Source organism: Brevundimonas sp. 374 (genome assembly GCF_900102995.1).
Lineage (GTDB): Bacteria > Pseudomonadota > Alphaproteobacteria > Caulobacterales > Caulobacteraceae > Brevundimonas > Brevundimonas vesicularis_C.
In genome coordinates, this window is record NZ_FNKT01000001.1 from 272,223 (window position 1) to 288,841 (window position 16,619).

Annotated in this window: 19 protein-coding genes; 12 read left to right on the plus strand and 7 right to left on the minus strand. The window is 68.3% G+C overall.

The features are described 5' to 3' along the window. The first annotated feature begins 116 nt into the window (after positions 1-116). From BLR19_RS01290 to BLR19_RS01310, 5 genes are all read left to right on the plus strand, one after another. The gene (locus BLR19_RS01290; RefSeq protein ID WP_091746293.1) at positions 117-611 is read left to right on the plus strand and encodes an RcnB family protein; all 495 of its coding nucleotides are present in this window, start codon (positions 117-119) and stop codon (positions 609-611) included. A 98-nt stretch (positions 612-709) separates the two neighbouring features. Then, the gene (locus BLR19_RS01295; protein ID WP_091749011.1) at positions 710-2,398 is read left to right on the plus strand and encodes a cisplatin damage response ATP-dependent DNA ligase; all 1,689 of its coding nucleotides are present in this window, start codon (positions 710-712) and stop codon (positions 2,396-2,398) included. A gap of 52 nt (positions 2,399-2,450) precedes the next feature. Beyond that, complete coding sequence (locus BLR19_RS01300) at positions 2,451-3,404, plus strand: mechanosensitive ion channel family protein (RefSeq protein WP_091746296.1); 954 nt, start codon at positions 2,451-2,453, stop codon at positions 3,402-3,404. Further along, on the plus strand, positions 3,404-4,420 hold the full coding sequence (locus BLR19_RS01305; protein ID WP_091746299.1) for a threonine aldolase family protein: 1,017 nt from the start codon (positions 3,404-3,406) through the stop codon (positions 4,418-4,420). Before BLR19_RS01300 ends, BLR19_RS01305 begins: the two co-directional genes overlap by 1 nt. 68 nt (positions 4,421-4,488) lie before the next feature. Continuing rightward, a complete protein-coding gene (locus tag BLR19_RS01310; protein WP_369818805.1) occupies positions 4,489-6,381 on the plus strand; it encodes an ABCB family ABC transporter ATP-binding protein/permease in 1,893 nt (630 codons plus the stop codon). Here BLR19_RS01310 and BLR19_RS01315 read toward each other — a convergent pair. The 4 genes from BLR19_RS01315 to BLR19_RS01330 all read right to left on the minus strand — a co-directional run bounded on the left by BLR19_RS01315 (position 6,366) and on the right by BLR19_RS01330 (position 9,487). Further along, the gene (locus BLR19_RS01315) at positions 6,366-6,845 is read right to left on the minus strand and encodes a chemotaxis protein CheE (RefSeq protein WP_091746305.1); all 480 of its coding nucleotides are present in this window, start codon (positions 6,843-6,845) and stop codon (positions 6,366-6,368) included. The two genes, BLR19_RS01310 and BLR19_RS01315, sit on opposite strands and share 16 nt — an antisense overlap. Then, positions 6,842-7,393 carry a response regulator gene (locus BLR19_RS01320; protein ID WP_091746309.1) on the minus strand — a complete coding sequence of 184 codons (552 nt, stop codon included), beginning with the start codon at positions 7,391-7,393 and terminating at the stop codon, positions 6,842-6,844. The genes BLR19_RS01315 and BLR19_RS01320 overlap by 4 nt, the downstream gene beginning before the upstream one ends. 135 nt (positions 7,394-7,528) lie before the next feature. After that, a complete protein-coding gene (locus tag BLR19_RS01325) occupies positions 7,529-8,476 on the minus strand; it encodes an acetyl-CoA carboxylase carboxyltransferase subunit alpha (RefSeq protein ID WP_091749014.1) in 948 nt (315 codons plus the stop codon). A 90-nt stretch (positions 8,477-8,566) separates the two neighbouring features. Beyond that, positions 8,567-9,487 (minus strand): site-specific tyrosine recombinase XerD, encoded by a 921-nt coding sequence (locus BLR19_RS01330; RefSeq protein ID WP_091746312.1) that lies wholly within the window; start codon positions 9,485-9,487, stop codon positions 8,567-8,569. A gap of 125 nt (positions 9,488-9,612) precedes the next feature. Between BLR19_RS01330 and BLR19_RS01335 the strand changes: the two genes are divergently transcribed. From BLR19_RS01335 to BLR19_RS01345, 3 genes are read left to right on the plus strand one after another with little or no spacing between them, the layout of a single operon-like run. Further along, the gene (locus BLR19_RS01335) at positions 9,613-10,179 is read left to right on the plus strand and encodes a shikimate kinase (RefSeq protein ID WP_091746315.1); all 567 of its coding nucleotides are present in this window, start codon (positions 9,613-9,615) and stop codon (positions 10,177-10,179) included. Continuing rightward, complete coding sequence (gene aroB / locus BLR19_RS01340; protein WP_091746318.1) at positions 10,176-11,282, plus strand: 3-dehydroquinate synthase; 1,107 nt, start codon at positions 10,176-10,178, stop codon at positions 11,280-11,282. The genes BLR19_RS01335 and aroB overlap by 4 nt, the downstream gene beginning before the upstream one ends. Continuing rightward, entirely contained in the window at positions 11,282-11,869 is a 588-nt protein-coding gene (locus BLR19_RS01345) for a GNAT family N-acetyltransferase (protein ID WP_091746321.1), read from the plus strand. Before aroB ends, BLR19_RS01345 begins: the two co-directional genes overlap by 1 nt. Here the strand turns inward: BLR19_RS01345 and BLR19_RS01350 are convergent. Continuing rightward, entirely contained in the window at positions 11,866-12,291 is a 426-nt protein-coding gene (locus BLR19_RS01350; RefSeq protein ID WP_082464998.1) for an MliC family protein, read from the minus strand. The two genes, BLR19_RS01345 and BLR19_RS01350, sit on opposite strands and share 4 nt — an antisense overlap. Before the next feature lie 50 nt (positions 12,292-12,341). Next, complete coding sequence (gene tadA / locus BLR19_RS01355) at positions 12,342-12,800, minus strand: tRNA adenosine(34) deaminase TadA (protein WP_091746324.1); 459 nt, start codon at positions 12,798-12,800, stop codon at positions 12,342-12,344. 12 nt (positions 12,801-12,812) lie between these two features. Between tadA and BLR19_RS01360 the strand changes: the two genes are divergently transcribed. The 4 genes from BLR19_RS01360 to rsmD are packed head-to-tail and all read left to right on the plus strand — an operon-like array spanning position 12,813 to position 16,031. Beyond that, positions 12,813-14,348, plus strand: a complete 1,536-nt coding sequence (locus tag BLR19_RS01360; RefSeq protein ID WP_091749017.1) for a pseudouridine synthase — start codon at positions 12,813-12,815, stop codon at positions 14,346-14,348. A gap of 23 nt (positions 14,349-14,371) precedes the next feature. Further along, positions 14,372-14,782, plus strand: coding sequence for a GFA family protein (locus tag BLR19_RS01365; protein ID WP_066551267.1), 411 nt, complete (start codon positions 14,372-14,374; stop codon positions 14,780-14,782). A 29-nt stretch (positions 14,783-14,811) separates the two neighbouring features. After that, complete coding sequence (locus tag BLR19_RS01370) at positions 14,812-15,456, plus strand: TMEM175 family protein (protein ID WP_176758249.1); 645 nt, start codon at positions 14,812-14,814, stop codon at positions 15,454-15,456. Continuing rightward, entirely contained in the window at positions 15,456-16,031 is a 576-nt protein-coding gene (gene rsmD / locus BLR19_RS01375; RefSeq protein WP_055753424.1) for a 16S rRNA (guanine(966)-N(2))-methyltransferase RsmD, read from the plus strand. The genes BLR19_RS01370 and rsmD overlap by 1 nt, the downstream gene beginning before the upstream one ends. Positions 16,032-16,068: 37 nt before the next feature. On the opposite strand, the gene BLR19_RS01380 is transcribed toward rsmD, so the two are convergent. Further along, a complete protein-coding gene (locus BLR19_RS01380) occupies positions 16,069-16,521 on the minus strand; it encodes a low molecular weight protein-tyrosine-phosphatase (RefSeq protein WP_091746331.1) in 453 nt (150 codons plus the stop codon). Between the last annotated feature and the right edge of the window lie 98 nt (positions 16,522-16,619).

Sequence of the window (16,619 nt, forward strand, 5' to 3'; positions counted from 1 at the left end):
ATCCTGTGTTCCCGACATGAACCTGGGCCGATGACGCTGGTTCAGGTGCGCCTCAGTCGCCGTGCTCCATAACTGCATCCAAGCCGACGTTCTTCGGCGCAGATGGAGACACGATCATGAAAAAGATCCTGACCACCGCAATCGCTTCGGTCATGGCCGCTGGCGCGCTGGGCGCTGCTGGCGCAGCGTCGGCCCAACCCATGCCGCCCCACGGTCCGCATGGTCCCGCCGCACGTCACGGTCCGGGTCCTGACCACTACGATCGTCGGGAATATCGCCAGGATCGCCGCGACTACCGCCGCGAACTGCGTGAGGATCGTCGCGACTATCGCCAGCAACAACGCGCCTATGAGCGCTGGCAGCGTGCGGAACGTCGTTACAACGCCCCGCGCTATGTGCCGCCGCGTGGCTATGCGGTTCGGACCTGGAGCTATGGTCAACGGATGCCGTCCTACTACCGCACCAACGCCTATGTGGTGAACGACTACAACCGCTACGGCCTACGTGCGCCGCCCCGTGGCTATCAATATGTCCGCAGCGGCAATGACGTGGTGCTCGCCGCCGTGGCCGGCGGCCTGATCACCGCCGTGATCGCCGGCCTGTTCAACTGATCCGCCAAGGATTTGAGATGCGCTCCGGAGGGAAACCTCCGGGGCGTTTTTCGTTCTGATGAAGACGGCGACGCTTCCGACGCCCAAGATGGATGACGATGCGCGCCTTCGCCGAGCTACTGGACCGCCTGTCCCTGACGGCCTCGCGCAATGCGAAGCTGGTGCTGGTGCGCGACTATCTGAGAGCGACGCCCGATCCGGATCGGGGCTGGGCGCTGGCGGCGCTGACGGGCGACCTGACGTTCGACGCGGCCAAGCCGGCCATGATCCGAAAGGCGGTTGAAGGCCGGGTCGACAGCGTGCTGTTCGGCTGGTCCTACGACTATGTGGGCGATTTGGCGGAGACGGTGGCCCTGATCTGGCCCGTGACGTCGGACCATCGGCCGAACCGCGAGCCCGAATTGGCCGAGGTCGTTGAGGCGCTAAGGACCGCGACGCGGACGGAGGTGCGCGGTCTTCTGGAAGGCTGGTTGGATGCGCTGGAGCCGAAAGGGCGCTGGGCGCTGCTGAAGCTGATGACCGGGGCCTTGCGTGTCGGTATGTCGGCGCGGCTGGCCAAGACGGCGGCGGCCATGATGCGCCCGGACGCGGTGATGGCGCCGCCTTCGCCGGACGGCGACGAGGCCCAGATGACGCTGGAAGCGTTGGACGCTTCGGCCATCGAGGAGGTCTGGCACGCGGTCGAGCCGCCCTACGCCGATCTGTTCGCCTGGCTGGAGGGCAGGGCGGAGCGGCCCAGCCCGGATGCGCCCGGCCGGTTCCGACCCGTCATGCTGGCTGTTGCCATCGATGAAGCGGTCGATCTGCCCAAACTCTCGCCGGCCGACTATGCGGCCGAATGGAAGTGGGACGGCATCCGGGTTCAGGCGGTGCTGGAGGGCGAGGTCCGCAAACTCTATTCCCGCACCGGCGACGAGATTTCGGGCTCCTTTCCCGATGTGATGGACGCCCTGGCGTTCGAAGGTGCGATCGATGGCGAGCTGATCATCTGGCGCGACGGGGCGGTCGCGCCGTTCGGGGACCTTCAGCAGCGGCTGAATCGCAAGTCGGTGGACGCTAAGGCTATGCAGGCCTTTCCGGCTGCGGTCGTCGCCTATGACCTGCTGGCCCAGGATGGCGAGGATTTGCGCGGCCTGCCGCTGCGCAAGCGTCGGGCGCGCCTGGAGGCCCTGGTCAATGGTCATACCGGCGAGCGACTGCATCTGTCGCCGGTGGTCGATTATGCGGATTGGGATCAGTTGGCGCGGTTGCGAGCCGATCCGCCGGTCGGGGCGGCGGCCGAGGGGCTGATGCTGAAACGCTGGGACAGCCCCTATCTGGCGGGGCGACCCAAGGGACCGTGGTTCAAATGGAAGCGCGACCCCCACGTCATCGACGCCGTCCTGATGTACGCCCAGCGCGGGCACGGCAAGCGTTCCAGCTTCTATTCCGACTACACCTTCGGCGTCTGGACGCCGGAGGGGCCGCTGACGCCGGTGGGCAAGGCCTATTTCGGCTTCACCGACGAGGAGTTGAAACAGCTCGACAAGTTCGTGCGCGATCACACCATCGACCGGTTCGGGCCGGTGCGGTCGGTGCGGGCCGAGCGGGACTTCGGACTGGTGCTGGAGATCGCCTTCGAGGGGCTGAATCGCTCGACCCGGCACAAGTCCGGCGTGGCCATGCGTTTCCCGCGCGTCAGCCGAATTCGCTGGGACAAGCCGGCGCGAGAGGCCAACACCATCGACGACGTGATGGACCTGCTGGACGCTATCGAAAGCGGCGGCGGGCGGATCGCAAAGGCCTGAAATCGGGCTTTCGGGGGTTCCAATCGTCGCGTCAGGCGTTAGACCCGACCTCATGTCTCTGCCTATTTCCAACGAAGTCGCCGACGCGGTGGCCGCGGGCCGTAAGGCCGTTTCGATCGATGCCGCCGTGATCGCCAAGCTGACCGACATGGCGGGTGATTTCGCGATCAACCTGACGATCGCCATTCTGATCTTCGTCCTCACCGTCTTTGCGGCGAAATGGGCGGCGCGCGGGGCGCGCAATACGCTGTCGAGGGTCAAGGGATTCCGCCACGATCCGACGGTCCTGAGCTTCGCGGTCCAGGTCGTGCGGGTGGTGGTCTTCATCATCGGCATGATCGCCGTGCTGCAGCGGCTGGGCGTTCAGACGACCTCGATCATCGCCGTGCTGGGCGCGGCGTCACTGGCGGTGGGTCTGGCGTTGCAGGGCACGTTGTCGAACGTGGCGTCGGGGATCATGCTGCTGGTGCTGCGGCCCTATCGCGTAGGCGACGTGGTCGATGTCGGCGGGATGAGCGGCACGGTGCAGCGCCTGGACCTGTTCACGACCCAGCTGTCCAACGCCAACAACCACAAGATCGTCATTCCGAACTCCAAGGTCCTGAGCGATCCGCTGACCAACTTGACCGGCCAGCAGACGCGCCGGATCGAGATCAACTTCACGGTCGGTTATGGCGACGATCTGAACCAAGCGCGCTGCGTGCTGGCGGATATGGCCGCCGCACACGAAAAGGTCCTTCACGATCCCCATCCGTGGACGGGCGTAACGGGCCTGCTGGACAGTTCGGTGCAGGTGACGCTGCACGCCTGGGTCAAGGTCGGCGACTGGTGGCAGACCCAGGCCGACCTGATGCAGGGCGGCAAGGAGGCGCTGGACGCCGCCGGGATCGAGATTCCGTTCCCGCATCAGGTCGCCGTGCCCTATGGCGATGAGGATGTGGTCCCGGTCGTGCGTGTCCGCACGGTCGAGGACGATATGGCCGATCTGAAGGCGACGAACCGTTGATGCGTTACGATTTCGGCTCCGACAACACCGCCGGTATGGCGCTGAGCGCCATCGAAGGCCTGGTGCGCGCCAACAAGGGATTCGTCCGCGCCTATGGCGCAGACGAGGTCACCGCCCGCGCCGCCGACCAGATCCGCCAGCGTCTGGATGCGGACGCCGAGGTGCGTTTTGTTTTCAGCGGGACGGCGGCCAACGCCATCGCCCTGTCGATGCTGGCCCAACCCTATGAGGCGGTGCTGGCGCACCATGCGGCGCACATCTGCACCGACGAGACGGGCGCGCCGGGCTTCTTCGGTCACGGCGTCGGCCTGATCGGGCTGCCGGGGTTCTCGGGCAAGATCGATCCATTGGCGCTGCAGGCGCAGTTGGGCGAACCCGAAGTCGGGCATCGTCAGCCGCCCGCCGCCCTGTCGCTGACCCAGGCCACCGAATATGGCTCGGTCTATACAGAGGAAGAGCTGCGCCACCTGATCGAACCGGCCAAGGCGCTGGGCTATGGCGTCCACATGGACGGAGCGCGCCTGACCAATGCTGTCGCCGCCGGTTTCGACCTGAAGGACATTCCCCGCCTGGGCGTTGACGTGCTGGTGTTCGGAGGAGCCAAGGCGGGCGCCAACTGCGCCGAGGCGATCGTGCTGTTCGACAAGAGCCTGGCGCGGCGACTGGACAACCGTCTGAAACAGGCGGGCCAGACGTCATCCAAGACGCGGCTGCTGTCGGGTCCGATGCTGGGCTTGCTGGAAAGCGGCGATTGGGAATCGGGCGGCGCCCACGCCAATCTGATGGCGCAGCGGCTGGCGGCGGGAATCGCAGGGCGGTCGCCCTTCGTCCTGGCCCATCCGGTGGAGGCCAACGCCGTCTTCGTGCGGATGCCGCCAGAGGCGCATGCCCGCCTGAACGAAATGGGCTGGGCCTGCTACGCCTTCGATGACGGTTCCGTGCGCTTCGTCTGCTCGTGGGCGACGCAGGAAGCGGCCGTGGACGAGTTGATCGAGGCGGTCGCCGATCTGGGCTGAGCGACTAATCCCCGCTTGCGCGCCAGCGTGGCCTTTCCCCGGTCGCATTGGCTTTCCATATGCGGATCATGGCGATACGAGGCGAACGCTCCGGCGGCAGGCGTGACCCGATGGTCAAGGCGCAGCAGGCAGGGAGCCCACAGGACAAGACGGACGGACCCCCGACGCTGACGGCGCTGGCGGATTTGGCGCGGCTGGTGGCCCGATCAGGCGCGCCGCACCTGAGATTGCGGCTGATCTCGGCCATCCTGCTGACGCTGGCGGGCAAGGGACTGGGCGTCATAGCGCCGCTGGTGCTGGGCGCGGCGGTCAACCGTCTGGCGGCGGGGCAGGGTGCGGCGACCGCCGTCGGCCTGGGCTTTGCGGCCTTCGCCATCGGCTGGACTGTCGTGCGGTTCCTGTCGGCGGCCTCGCCCCTGATCTCCGACGTCGTATTCGCGCCGGTGCGCGCCGCCGCCCAGCGCGCGACGGCGGCCGAGGCGTTCGCTCATGCGCTGAGCCTGTCGCTGGACTTCCACCAGACCAAACGCTCGGGCGCCTTGTCGCGGACGATGGACCGGGGATCGCGCGCGGTCGATTTCCTGCTGCGCATCCTCGCTTTCAACCTGGTCCCGACGGGGGTGGAGCTGGTGCTGGCGGCCGGGGTGCTGGGCGCCAAATACGACTGGCGTTTCGCCGCCGTCGCGGTGGTCGTGGTCGTCATCTACACCGCCGCCACCTTCGCCATGTCCAACTGGCGGCTGGAGCATCGCCGGATCATGAATGTGGCCGATTCCGAGGCCGCCGGCGTCTCGGTCGACGCCCTGCTGAACTATGAGACGGTCAAGTCGTTCGGGGCCGAGACGCGCGCGGCCCAGACCTATGACCGCGCGTTGAGCGACTATGCCGAGGCGTCGCTGAAGGCCAACAGTTCGCTGAACATGCTGAACGGGATGCAGGCCCTGGTGATGAACCTGGGGCTGGGCGTTATGGCGGTGATGGCCGGGTTCGAGGCGGCGGCCGGGCGGATGGGACCGGGCGACGTGACAGCGGCGGTGCTGATCATGATCTCGCTGTATGCGCCGCTCAACATCCTAGGCTTCGCCTATCGAGAAATCCGTCAGTCCTTCATCGACATGGAGGAGATGCTGAAGGTGACGCGACAGACGCCGCAGGTCGCCGATTCGCCGAACGCCGTCGCCCTGCCGCGGCCGGTGGATGCGCGCGGGGCGTCGGTAGCATTCGAGGCCGTCGGCTTCCGCCACGACGCGCGGGCCAATGGGCTGGAGGACGTCAGCTTCTACGCCGCGCCGGGCACCACGACGGCGCTTGTCGGGCCCTCGGGCGCGGGCAAGTCCACCATCGTCAAACTGGCGCTGCGTCTGCTCGATCCGCAGGAAGGGCGCGTGCTGATCGACGGCCATGACGCGCGTGAGGTGACCCAGGCCTCGCTGCGATCAGCGGTGGCGCTGGTGCCTCAGGATGTGGCGCTGTTCAACGACACCCTGGCCGCCAACATCGCCTTCGCCCGGCCCGAGGCGGATGAGGCGCAGGTGTGGGCGGCGGCGGAGGCGGCGGAACTGGCCGACTTCATTCGCGGCTTGCCTGACGGGATGCAGACCAAGGTCGGCGAACGGGGTCTCAAGCTGTCGGGCGGCGAACGCCAGCGGGTGGGCATCGCCCGCGCCCTGTTGGCCGATCCGTGCATCCTGATCCTGGACGAGGCGACCAGCGCGCTGGACAGCCGAACCGAGGCGGCGATCCAGAAGACCCTGCGCAAGGCCAGGAACGGCCGCACGACCCTGGTGGTCGCGCACCGGCTGTCGACCGTGGCGGACGCGGACCAGATTCTGGTGTTGAAGGCCGGGCGGATCGTCGAACGCGGCGGTCACCACCAACTGGTGGCTCGACAGGGCGGGGAATATGCGGCGTTGTGGCGCAAACAGACGCGCGGCGGCAAGACGCCTCAGATGGCCGACTGATCGGCGGCCGGAAGCTTCTTTTTCAGAACCTCATGCAGGTTCGTCAGGATGGCGGTCCGTGCGGCCTGCTCTTCCGGCGGGAGCGCCAGCAACAGCTTCATCGCCTGGGCGTGGACCGTCGCGATGCGCCAGTCGAAACCGCCCTGACGCGGCGCGGCGTCCAGCAGGTCGCACAGGCCCTTGGCCGCGGTGCATAGGTCGTCCATCGAGAAGGGGCTGGCGGCGTCGATGATCTGGCTGGAAGCGGAATAGGCCAGATCCAGCCGCATCGGCTCGATCAGGTTCGGATCGGGCTTGGCCAGCAGGACGGCGATATTGTCGCCGATGATGGCGCGGGCCTGATCCTGAAGTCCGTCCAGATTGGCGCGGGCCTGGGCCAGGGCGACCCCGATGCTAACGCCGCCGGGGCGATCCAGCATCTCGGACAGGCGCGACTTGCGCTGGTTGTGGGTGATGACGGTCATAGGGCCAGACTCTCCATCCCCTTCGCCTTGCGAATCATGTCGGCGCGGCGTTCCACGCCTTCATAGCCGGTGTGTCGGAACCGGCGATCCGGCCCCAGATAGTCGCCGACCTCCAAGAAGGGCCGGGTGTCGCGCGCGACCCACAGGATTCGCTCCAGCAGAAGGGCGGGGCTGAAGGGCTTGGTGACGACGAAGTTGGCGCCGCAGTCCCGCGCCTCGGTGACGCGCCCGCGACGAATGTGGCTGGCGGTCATGATGACGGGGGTGAAGGCGTTGGGATTGGGGCCGGAGCGGCGCAGCCAGCGCACCAGTTCGAACCCGTCGATGTCGGGCATGTCGGTGTCGACGACCAGCAGATCGACGGGCTTGTCGGTCAGCAGCTTCTTGGCTTCCATGCCCGTGCCGCACGCATAGGTCGGGCGGATGCCGAAACCGGTCAGGGCGTTGGAAGTCAGGGTCAGCGAAAACGGCGAATCGTCGACGATCATCGTGATCGCGCCGGCCAGGTTGAAGACGGCGCTTTCACGCAGGGACTCGCCGCCGCTCATGGCGCAAAGGCCCCAGTCTGTCCCGCCGCTGAACTCATGGCCGGTCGCAAACCCCGATGCCCCTGAACGAAGCGCCGAGCTTCGCAGACGAGGATGGATGCTGCGTTAACGTTGGTCGGCCAAAGCGACCAGGCGTCAGAGGGCGCCGATGGCGTAGAAGCGATCCGCGCGGCGTTTCTTGATCTGCTGGGGCGTCAGGCCGTCGAAGCCCTTCAGCTCTTCGGCTAAAACGTCGCCGACATTGGCCATGGCCGCGTCGCGATCGGTGTGGGCGCCGCCGACAGGCTCTTGGATCAGGCGGTCCACGATCTTCAGCTGCATCAGGTCCGGGCCGGTAATCTTCATCGCCATGGCCGCATCCTTGGCCCGCGCGCCGTCGCGCCACAGGATGCCGGCGGCGCCCTCGGGCGAGATCACCGAATAGATCGAGTGTTCCAGCATCAACACGCGGCTGGCCGCGGCGATGGCGATGGCGCCGCCCGAGCCGCCTTCGCCCGTGATGGTGGCGATGGAGGGCACGCCCAGGGTCAGGCAGCGCTCGGTCGAGCGGGCGATGGCCTCGGCCTGGCCGCGCTCCTCGGCGCCCAAGCCTGGATAGGCGCCGGCGGTATCGATGAAGCTGAGGACCGGCAGGCCGAACTGCTCGGCCATGTCCATCAGGCGCACCGCCTTGCGATAGCCCTCGGGCCGCGCCATGCCGAAGTTGTGAGTGATGCGGGTCGCGGTGTCGTGACCCTTTTCGTGGCCCATGATGACGACTGGACGACCGCGGAACCGGGCCAGGCCGCCCAGGATGGCCTGATCGTCGCCGAACTGACGGTCGCCGTGCAGTTCGTTCCAGTCGGTGAACAGGCTCTGGACGTAATCGACGAAGTGCGGGCGCTGCGGATGGCGCGCGACCTGGGTCTTCATCCAGGGGTCGAGGCCGGCGTAGGTCTTCTTGCGCAGCTGCTCGGCCTTTTTGCGCAGGCCCTCGATCTCATGGTCGATGTCGCCCGAGGTGTCGGCCAGCAGCGAAAGCTCCTCGATCTTGGCTTCCAGATCGGCGATCGGCTTTTCGAAGTCGAGATAGTGCGTGGCCATCAAGGCGTCCGGGAACTGCAAACGGGCGAAAGCGCCCTTGGGGAAGGCGCGCGAACCTAGAGAGGTCAACGCCGCCGGGCAAGCGGGGGTTCAGTCGTCGCGCGCCAAGGGGTGGTTTTGTTGGACGACTTGGGCCAGGCGATCGGTGGCGACGTGGGTGTAGATCTGGGTCGTGGCGATATCGACGTGGCCTAGCAGGGTCTGGACGACGCGCAGGTCGGCGCCGCCTTCCAGCAGATGGGTGGCGAAGGCGTGGCGCAGGACGTGGGGGCTGACGCGGGCGGGATCGATGCCGGCGGTAATCGCGGCCTCGTCCAACAGTTGGGCGAACCGGCGTGGGGTCAGGTGGCCGGTGCGGCCGGAAGAGGGGAAGAGCCAGGGACTTTCGGGCGCCCCAGGCTTTCGCCCATCCTTGCTATTGAATCTGGTGTCGCGCGCGACGAGCCAGGCCTTGATCGCTTCGCGCGCGGCGGTGTTCAGGGGGGCTAGACGTTCCTTGCCGCCCTTGCCGCGCACGATCAGATAGGCGGGGTCGCGCCGAACGGCCTCGACTTTGAGCCCCAACAGTTCGGATACCCGCAGGCCGGAGGCGTAGGCCATCTCGACCAGAGCGACCAGGCGCAGGCCCGCCGCCGCGTCGCGTGCGGCCGAGGCGGCCAGCAGGGCGTCGATCTCGGCGCGGCTCAACACCTTGGGCAGGGACCGGCCCTGTTTGGGGGCGTCGAGGCGGCGCGAAGGGTCGTCGGTGCGCCACCCCTCGGCCAGGGCGAAGCGGTAGAACTGGCGCGCGGACGAGCGGCGACGGGCTGCGGTGGCCGCCGACAGGCCGCGCCGCGACAGGTCCGCGAACCAGGCCTCGACCGCTTCGACGTCTGCCTTCATCAACCCGCCGGCGTTCGACAACGCCATCTCCGCGTCCGCCAGATCGCGGCCATAGGCGGACAGCGTATGGGGCGAGGCGTCGCGTTCGACCGCCATCATCTCCAGAAAGGCCTCGATCTGGGGAGTCATGCGGCGATCCGTAGCCTGAACGACTGGCGCAAGGTCAGGCTTGGTGTAGAGGTTTTCTGGATCATGCCTGCCCGCGCCGCCGCCTTCGCCTGCCTCTCGACCGACCGTTCCGCCGGAGCCGCCGGATGAGGCGGCGTGCGAATCCGGGTCCGACCCGCACCATAGCCTTGGTCGGCCTGATGGGGGTGGGCAAATCGTCGGTCGGTCGTCGGCTGGCAAATCGGCTGCGACTGCCGTTTGCGGACGGGGATGTAGAGATCGAGGCGGCGGCCGGGATGACGGTGTCGGAAATCTTCGCCGCCCTCGGCGAGGCCGAGTTCCGCGCGGGCGAGGCGCGGGTGATCCGCCGCCTGCTGGAGGGGCCGCCCATCGTGCTGGCGACCGGCGGCGGGGCGATGATGAACCCGGAGACGCGGGCGCTGCTGAAGGCCAAGGCCGACACGGTCTGGCTGAGGGCCGATCTGGCGGTCATCGCGGAGCGGGTGGCGCGGCGCGACACGCGGCCCCTGCTGCGCGGCAAGGATCCGCTGGAGGTTCTGACGGGCCTGGCCGAGGCGCGCTATCCCATTTACGGCGAGGCCGATGTGGCCGTGGACGTCGGGCAGGGCTCGCACGGCCAGGCGGTGGACGCCATTCACAAGAACCTGCGCCGACACTGGCGCCAGAAACGACGCACGGAGACCCCGCAATGACGATCATTCCGGTCAGCGGCGGGGCCTTTGCCGCCTATGACGTGGTGGTGGGGCGCGGGCTGCTGGCGCAGGCCGGCGCACGCATCGCAGCGCTGGCCAAAGGGCGGACGGTCATCGTCACCGACGAGACTGTGGCGGACATCCACGCTGAGACCCTGATCGCGTCGCTGACGGCGGCGGGCGTGACCAGCCAGATCGTGGCGGTGCCGGCGGGCGAGGGCTCCAAGTCGTTCGCCGAGCTGGAACGCGTGCTGGACCGGCTGCTGGAGATCGGGCTGGACCGCAAGGATGTGGTCATCGCCTTGGGCGGTGGTGTCGTCGGCGACCTGGCCGGCCTGGCGGCGGCCCTGTTCATGCGCGGCATCGACTTCGTGCAGATTCCGACGACCCTGCTGGCCCAGGTCGACTCGTCTGTCGGCGGCAAGACGGCCATCGACACGCCGCGCGGCAAGAACCTGGTCGGCGCCTTTCATCAGCCACGTCTGGTGCTGGCGGACATCGACGTGCTGGCGACGCTGCCGGAACGCCAGGTAAGGTCCGGCTGGGCCGAGGTGCTGAAGCACGGGCTGATCTGCGACGCGCCCTTCTTTGACTGGCTGGCGGGCGAGGGGGCTGTGGGCGCCAAGGGCGATCCGGCGGCGCTGGAGCGGGCGGTGATCCGCTCGGTCGAGATCAAGAGCGCGGTGGTCGGCGAGGACGAGAAGGAGGCGGGGCGGCGCGCCCTGTTGAACCTGGGCCACACCTTCGGCCATGCGATCGAGACCGAGGTCGGCTTTGACGAATGGGCGCTGGCGCACGGCGAGGCGGTGGCGCTCGGCTGCTGTATGGCTTTCCGCTATTCGGCGCGAGAGCGCTTGTGCTCTGCGGACGATGTGGCACGGGTCGAGACGGTGGTCAGGGCGGCGGGTCTGCCGACGCGGCTGGATCAGGCGGGATCGTTCGCGGCCGACCGTCTGCTGGCCTTGATGGCGGGCGACAAGAAGGCCGAGGGCGGGGCGCTGACTCTGATCCTAGCGCGCGGCATCGGCCAGGCCTTCGTCGCCAAGGGCGTGGATGCGGCCAAGGTGCGGGGCTTCCTGGTCGAGGAAGGCGCGACCGCGTGATGCGCATCGCCTCGGTCCCTCTGGAGGATCGCTTCGTGCGGCTGGAGCCGTTCGAGGAAGGACTGAAAGCCGAGGTCAAGGCCGCGCTGGATTGCGACCCCGCGTCCTGGGATATCATGGTCGCCCCGGCCCATGGCGATCATTTCGAGGCCTGGTGGAAGGCTGCGCTGGCGGCGATGCAGGCGCAGACGCGGATCGCCTATGCGGTGCGGCGACGCTCGGACGGGGCGGTGGTCGGGACGACCAGCCTGTATGAGATCAACCCGGCCTATCGCCGCTGCGAGATCGGCTCGACCTTCTATCGGCCCGAGGCGCGGGGCGGGGTGATCAACCCGGCCTGCAAGCGGTTGTTGCTTGGTCATGCCTTCGACGCGGGCGCTGTGCGGGTCGAGATCATCACCGACGCCGTCAACGCCCGGAGCCAGGCGGCCATTCTGAAGTTGGGCGCCAAGGCCGAGGGCGTGCTGAGGAAGCACAAGATCACCTGGACCGGCCGGGCGCGCGACACCGCCATGTTCGCCGTCATCGACGATGACTGGCCCGAGGTGCGCGCGAGGCTGGACCGGCGGTTAGCGGCCTTCGCTTAGTCTACCGCCCGGCATTCCGTCGGCTGACGGCCTTCGACGGACCAGGTGGCGAGGACGCCCTTGCCGCGCAGTTCGACGTTGGAGGCGCGGTACCAGATGCCGTCGGCGGCGCGCTCCTGATACAGATCGATGGCCTCGCCGGACGAGTTGCGGATGGTGGCCATCTGGCGCGGGTTGTCGAAATCGACCGACAGACGCTCGCCGTTGTCGCAAAGATAAACGGTGTGGACGACTCGGTTCAGGGTGCGGTCCTGGATTTCGGCGCCGGTGCGCTGGCGGGCGGTCTGGGCCTGGATGGCGCGTTCCTTGACCTCGTCGCCGGTGCGGGGCGCCTTGTCGGGATCGGCGCCGCAGGCGGTGAGGAGGGCCAGGGCGGCCAGGCCGCTGAACACGATCGACTGCGGCAGATCCGGCTTGAACAAGGTCTTTTCCCTCCACGGCCCCGCCCAACGGCGCAGCTTTTCGCGGCGTTCTAACGTGCGCCGCCTGTGGCCGTTCCCCGTCTTTGACGGAAGAAGGATTTGAGCAGCGACGACGCCTCGTCCGCCAGAAGGCCCGAGTCCGTGGTCGGGCGCCAGTGGCATGTGGGTTGTTCGAACAGGCGCGGACCGTGGATGACGGCGCCGCCCTTGGGATCGTCGGCGGCCCAGACGACGCGGCCGATGCGGGCGTGGCTGATGGCGCCGGCGCACATGGCGCAGGGCTCCAGCGTCACATAGAGGGTCAGGCCGGTCAGGCGGTAGTTGTCCAGCGCTGTCGCCGCGCGCCGCAGGGCGACGATCTCGGCATGGGCGGTGGGGTCGTGGGCCGCAATCGGACCGTTGGCGCCGGTCGAAATTACCTCACCTGAGGCAGGATCGACAAGAATTGCGCCCACGGGCACCTCTCCTGCGTCCGCCGCCGCTTGCGCTTGGTCCAGCGCCATGCGCATGAACCGCTCATCATGGTCCGCCATACAGACGACAACGACAAGAAGCCCCGCGCCCGTCAAGACGAACGGTTGCCCCGGCCCTTTAAATCCTCCGGTCCCCGCAAGAGCGGCGACGGGACGAGATCATTCGGCGACAAGCCGCGCGGCCCTCGCGAAGACGGCGCCAAGCGGTTCGGCGACAAGGCCGACCGCCCGCGCAGCGACCGGCCCCGCACCGATAAGGGCGGCAAGGACGGCAAGTCCAAGATGCCGGAGACGCCTCTGCGCGCCGAGCGAATCGCCAAGACCATGGCGCGCGCCGGCATCGCCTCGCGCCGCGAGGTCGAACGGCTGATCGGTCTGGGCAAGGTGGCGGTCAACGGGCGCATCCTGGATACGCCCGCGACGCTGGTGACGCGCGACGACGTGATCACCGTGGACGGCAAGCCCATCGGCTCGACGCAGGCGACGCGCGTCTGGCGCTATCACAAGCCGGCGGGTCTGTTGACCAGCCACAGCGATCCGACGGGTCGCCCGACGGTGTTCGACGCCCTGCCGGCCGGTCTGCCGCGCGTGATTTCGGTCGGACGGCTCGATCTGGCGACCGAAGGCCTGCTGTTGCTGACCAACGACGGCGAGCTGAGCCGGGCGCTGGAGCTGCCTTCGACCTCTCTGGTGCGTCAGTACCGGGCGCGGGCGCGGGGCAAGATCACCCAGGAGCAGTTGGACGCGCTGAAGGACGGCGTGGTCGTGGACGGCGTCTCCTACGGTCCCATCGAGGCCAAGCTGGACAAGGCCAAGGAGTCCAAGTCCGAAGACGGCAAGGCGCCGGCGAACCTGTGGATCTCGGTGTCGATCATCGAGGGCAAGAACCGCGAGGTCAGGAAGGTGCTGGAGTCCGTCGGCCTGACGGTCAACCGACTGATCCGCCTGGCCTACGGCCCGTTCCGCCTGGACGTGCTGCCGGTCGGGTCGGTGGAAGAGGTCGGGCCGCGCGTGATCCGCGAGCTGCTGGCCGACTACATCCGGCCCGAGAACCTGCCGACCGGCAATGCGGTCGAGACGCCCGCGCCCATCCCCGGCCGTCGGGTGTCGACGCCCATCGTCAAGGGCCGGTCGGGTTCGGCCATGTCGGACCCGTCGAGGAAGCCCAGTCGCGTTCGCGCCGCCGAAACGGCCCAGGCGGATGCGGTCGAGCGCCGCGAGCGTCCGCCCAAGAAGGAAGGCTGGGCCAAGGCCGCGCCCAAGTTCGAGCACTCCAAGACCTTCAAGCCGCGCGAACGCACCGCGCCCGCCGGCGACCGCCCGGCGCGTGAGGCCAACTCCGTGAGGGATGGAGATCGGCCCAAGCGCGCCTTTAAGCCGCGCGACGACCAGTTTATCGACGACCGGCGCGGCAAGCCCGGCGCCAAACCGGCGGGACGTGCGGGTTCCGGCCCGCGCGCAGGCGGTCCCGGCGGAAAGCCGAGCGGCGGCCGCGATTCCAAGCCTCGCACGGGCGGCAAGCCGGCCGGTCCGTCCGGAACGAGCGGACGCGGGCCAGGCGGCAAGCCGCGCACGCCCCGCTGAGGATCGCCGCCGGGGACTGAGCAATGACGATCTCGACCGGGCGGTGCCTGTGCGGCGCCGTCACCTTCACTGCGACGCCGAATGGCGGGATGCACGCCTGCCACTGCCCAACCTGCCGGCGGCAGTCGGGCGGCATCCTGTTCAGCGTGGACTGCGGCGACAGCGTCGCGGTCACGGGCGAGGTGGCGACCTATGTGTCGTCCGACTGGGCGACGCGGCAGTTCTGCCCCGCCTGCGGAACCGGCCTGTTCTGGCGCTCGAACGACGGGGCGATCACCATGGTCTCGGCCCAGGCGTTCGACGATCCGTCGGTCTTCGCCCTTGAGGATGAGTTCTGCATCGAGAGCAAGCCGGCGACCTATGCGCTGGCGGGCGAGCGGCCGCGCCTGACGACGGACGAGCTGTGGGCGCAGTTCGCGCCGCCGCAGGATTGACGACAAGGGTAGCGACAGGGGGAATGGCGATGACGACGACGACAGCGGACCTGAGCCCGGCGAAGGGCGATCACAGCCTGGAACGGCTGCTGCTGTTCTCGGACGGGGTGTTCGCCATCGCCATCACCCTGCTGGCCATCGAACTGCATGTGCCCGAAGGCTGGAATGGACAGTGGGCCAGCCTGTGGGCCGAGCGGTGGCCGATGTTCACGGCCTTTGCGCTGAGCTTCGCCATCATCGGCGTCTTCTGGAACACGCACCGGCGGGTGTTCGCCCGCATGACCGGCTTCAGCAATGGGGTGATGCTGTTCAACATGCTGGCCCTGGCCGGGGTGGTGCTGATGCCGTTCGCCACGACCTTGCTCTACGAGCAGCCGCGCAACGGCGAGGGGGCCTGGATCTATCTGAGCCTGGTGGCCATGGTCGGGGTGATGCACGCCGGCGCCTATGGCTGGGCCGCCTTTGTGACCGATGCGATCCGGCCGCGGCCGCACTGGGCGGTGCACGCCACGGTGGTCGTGACCCATGCCCTGATGCCGGGACTGGCCTGCGCGCTGAGCTTCTTCCTGATGGCGCGGGGCGTGGGGCTGCTGGCGGCCGTGACGGCGCTGGCGCTGGGGCTGCTGATCGCCGGCCGGGTCTGGGTCGGACGCCGCTTTGGCGGAGCCGCCTGATGCGGATCGTCGCCGGAAGCCTGAAGGGCCGGGCCATCGTCGCGCCGGAGGGGCAGGGCACGCGCCCGACCTCGGACCGCGCGCGCCAGGCGGTGTTCAACGTGCTGGAACACGCCGCCTGGGGCGAGAGCCTGCAAGGCTTGCGGGTCATCGACCTGTACGCCGGTTCGGGCGCCCTGGGGTTCGAGGCGGTCAGCCGGGGCGCGGGCTTCTGCCTGTTCGTCGAGACGGACGACGGGGCGCGCGGCGCGATCCGCGAGAACGCCGACGCCTATGGGCTGATGGGACGCACGCGGGTGCACCGCAGAAGCGCGACGGATCTGGGCGTGCGGCCCGGCCCGATCGCCGAGGCGTTCGACCTGGCCTTTCTGGATCCGCCCTATGGCAAGGGGCTGGGGGAGCAGACGCTGGCGCGGCTGATCGAGGGAAGCTGGCTCAAGCCCGGCGCCTTGGTGGTGTTCGAGCGCGGGTCGGACGAGCCGGAGATCGACACCCCCGGCTATCAGCGTCTGGACGCACGCGACTATGGCGCAGCCAGGGTGCTGTTCCTGAAGGTTTCGCCGACAGCAGAGTGAGGTGACGCTGCCCGTCTCCCAACGGGAGAGGGGAGGGTTACAGTTTGGCGACCAGGCAGCGCGCGGCGGCCGTCACCTCGGCCCAGGTGATTTCGAACCCGTCGTCGTCGCCGAAATAGGGGTCGGCGACGGCCTGGCCCTCGCGGCCGGGGACGTGGTCGAGCAGCAGGCTGAGCTCGGCGGTCGCATCGTCGGGGCGCAGGCGGCGCAGATTTTTCAGGTTCTCGTGGTCCAGGGCGATGACATGGGTGAAGCGGCGAAAGTCCGCCTGCGTCACCTGCCGCGCCTTCAACCCCGAAATCTCGACCCCGTGACGCCGCGCCGTCGCCTGCGCCCTTGGGTCCGGCGGCTCGCCCGCATGCCAGTCCCCGGTCCCGGCGGAATCGACGATCAGATCGAGCCGGAGCCGCTCAGCCTCGGCGCGCAGGGCGGCCTCGGCGAGGGGGGAGCGACAGATGTTGCCGAGGCAGACGAAGAGGATGGAGGGCATGGAGCGGATTTGGGGGAAAGGAAGTGAGGTGCAAGGTCTGGCGTAAAGACTGGAGACACAACGCGTGAGTGTTACGACCGCGCGGTTCGCAGGCGGAG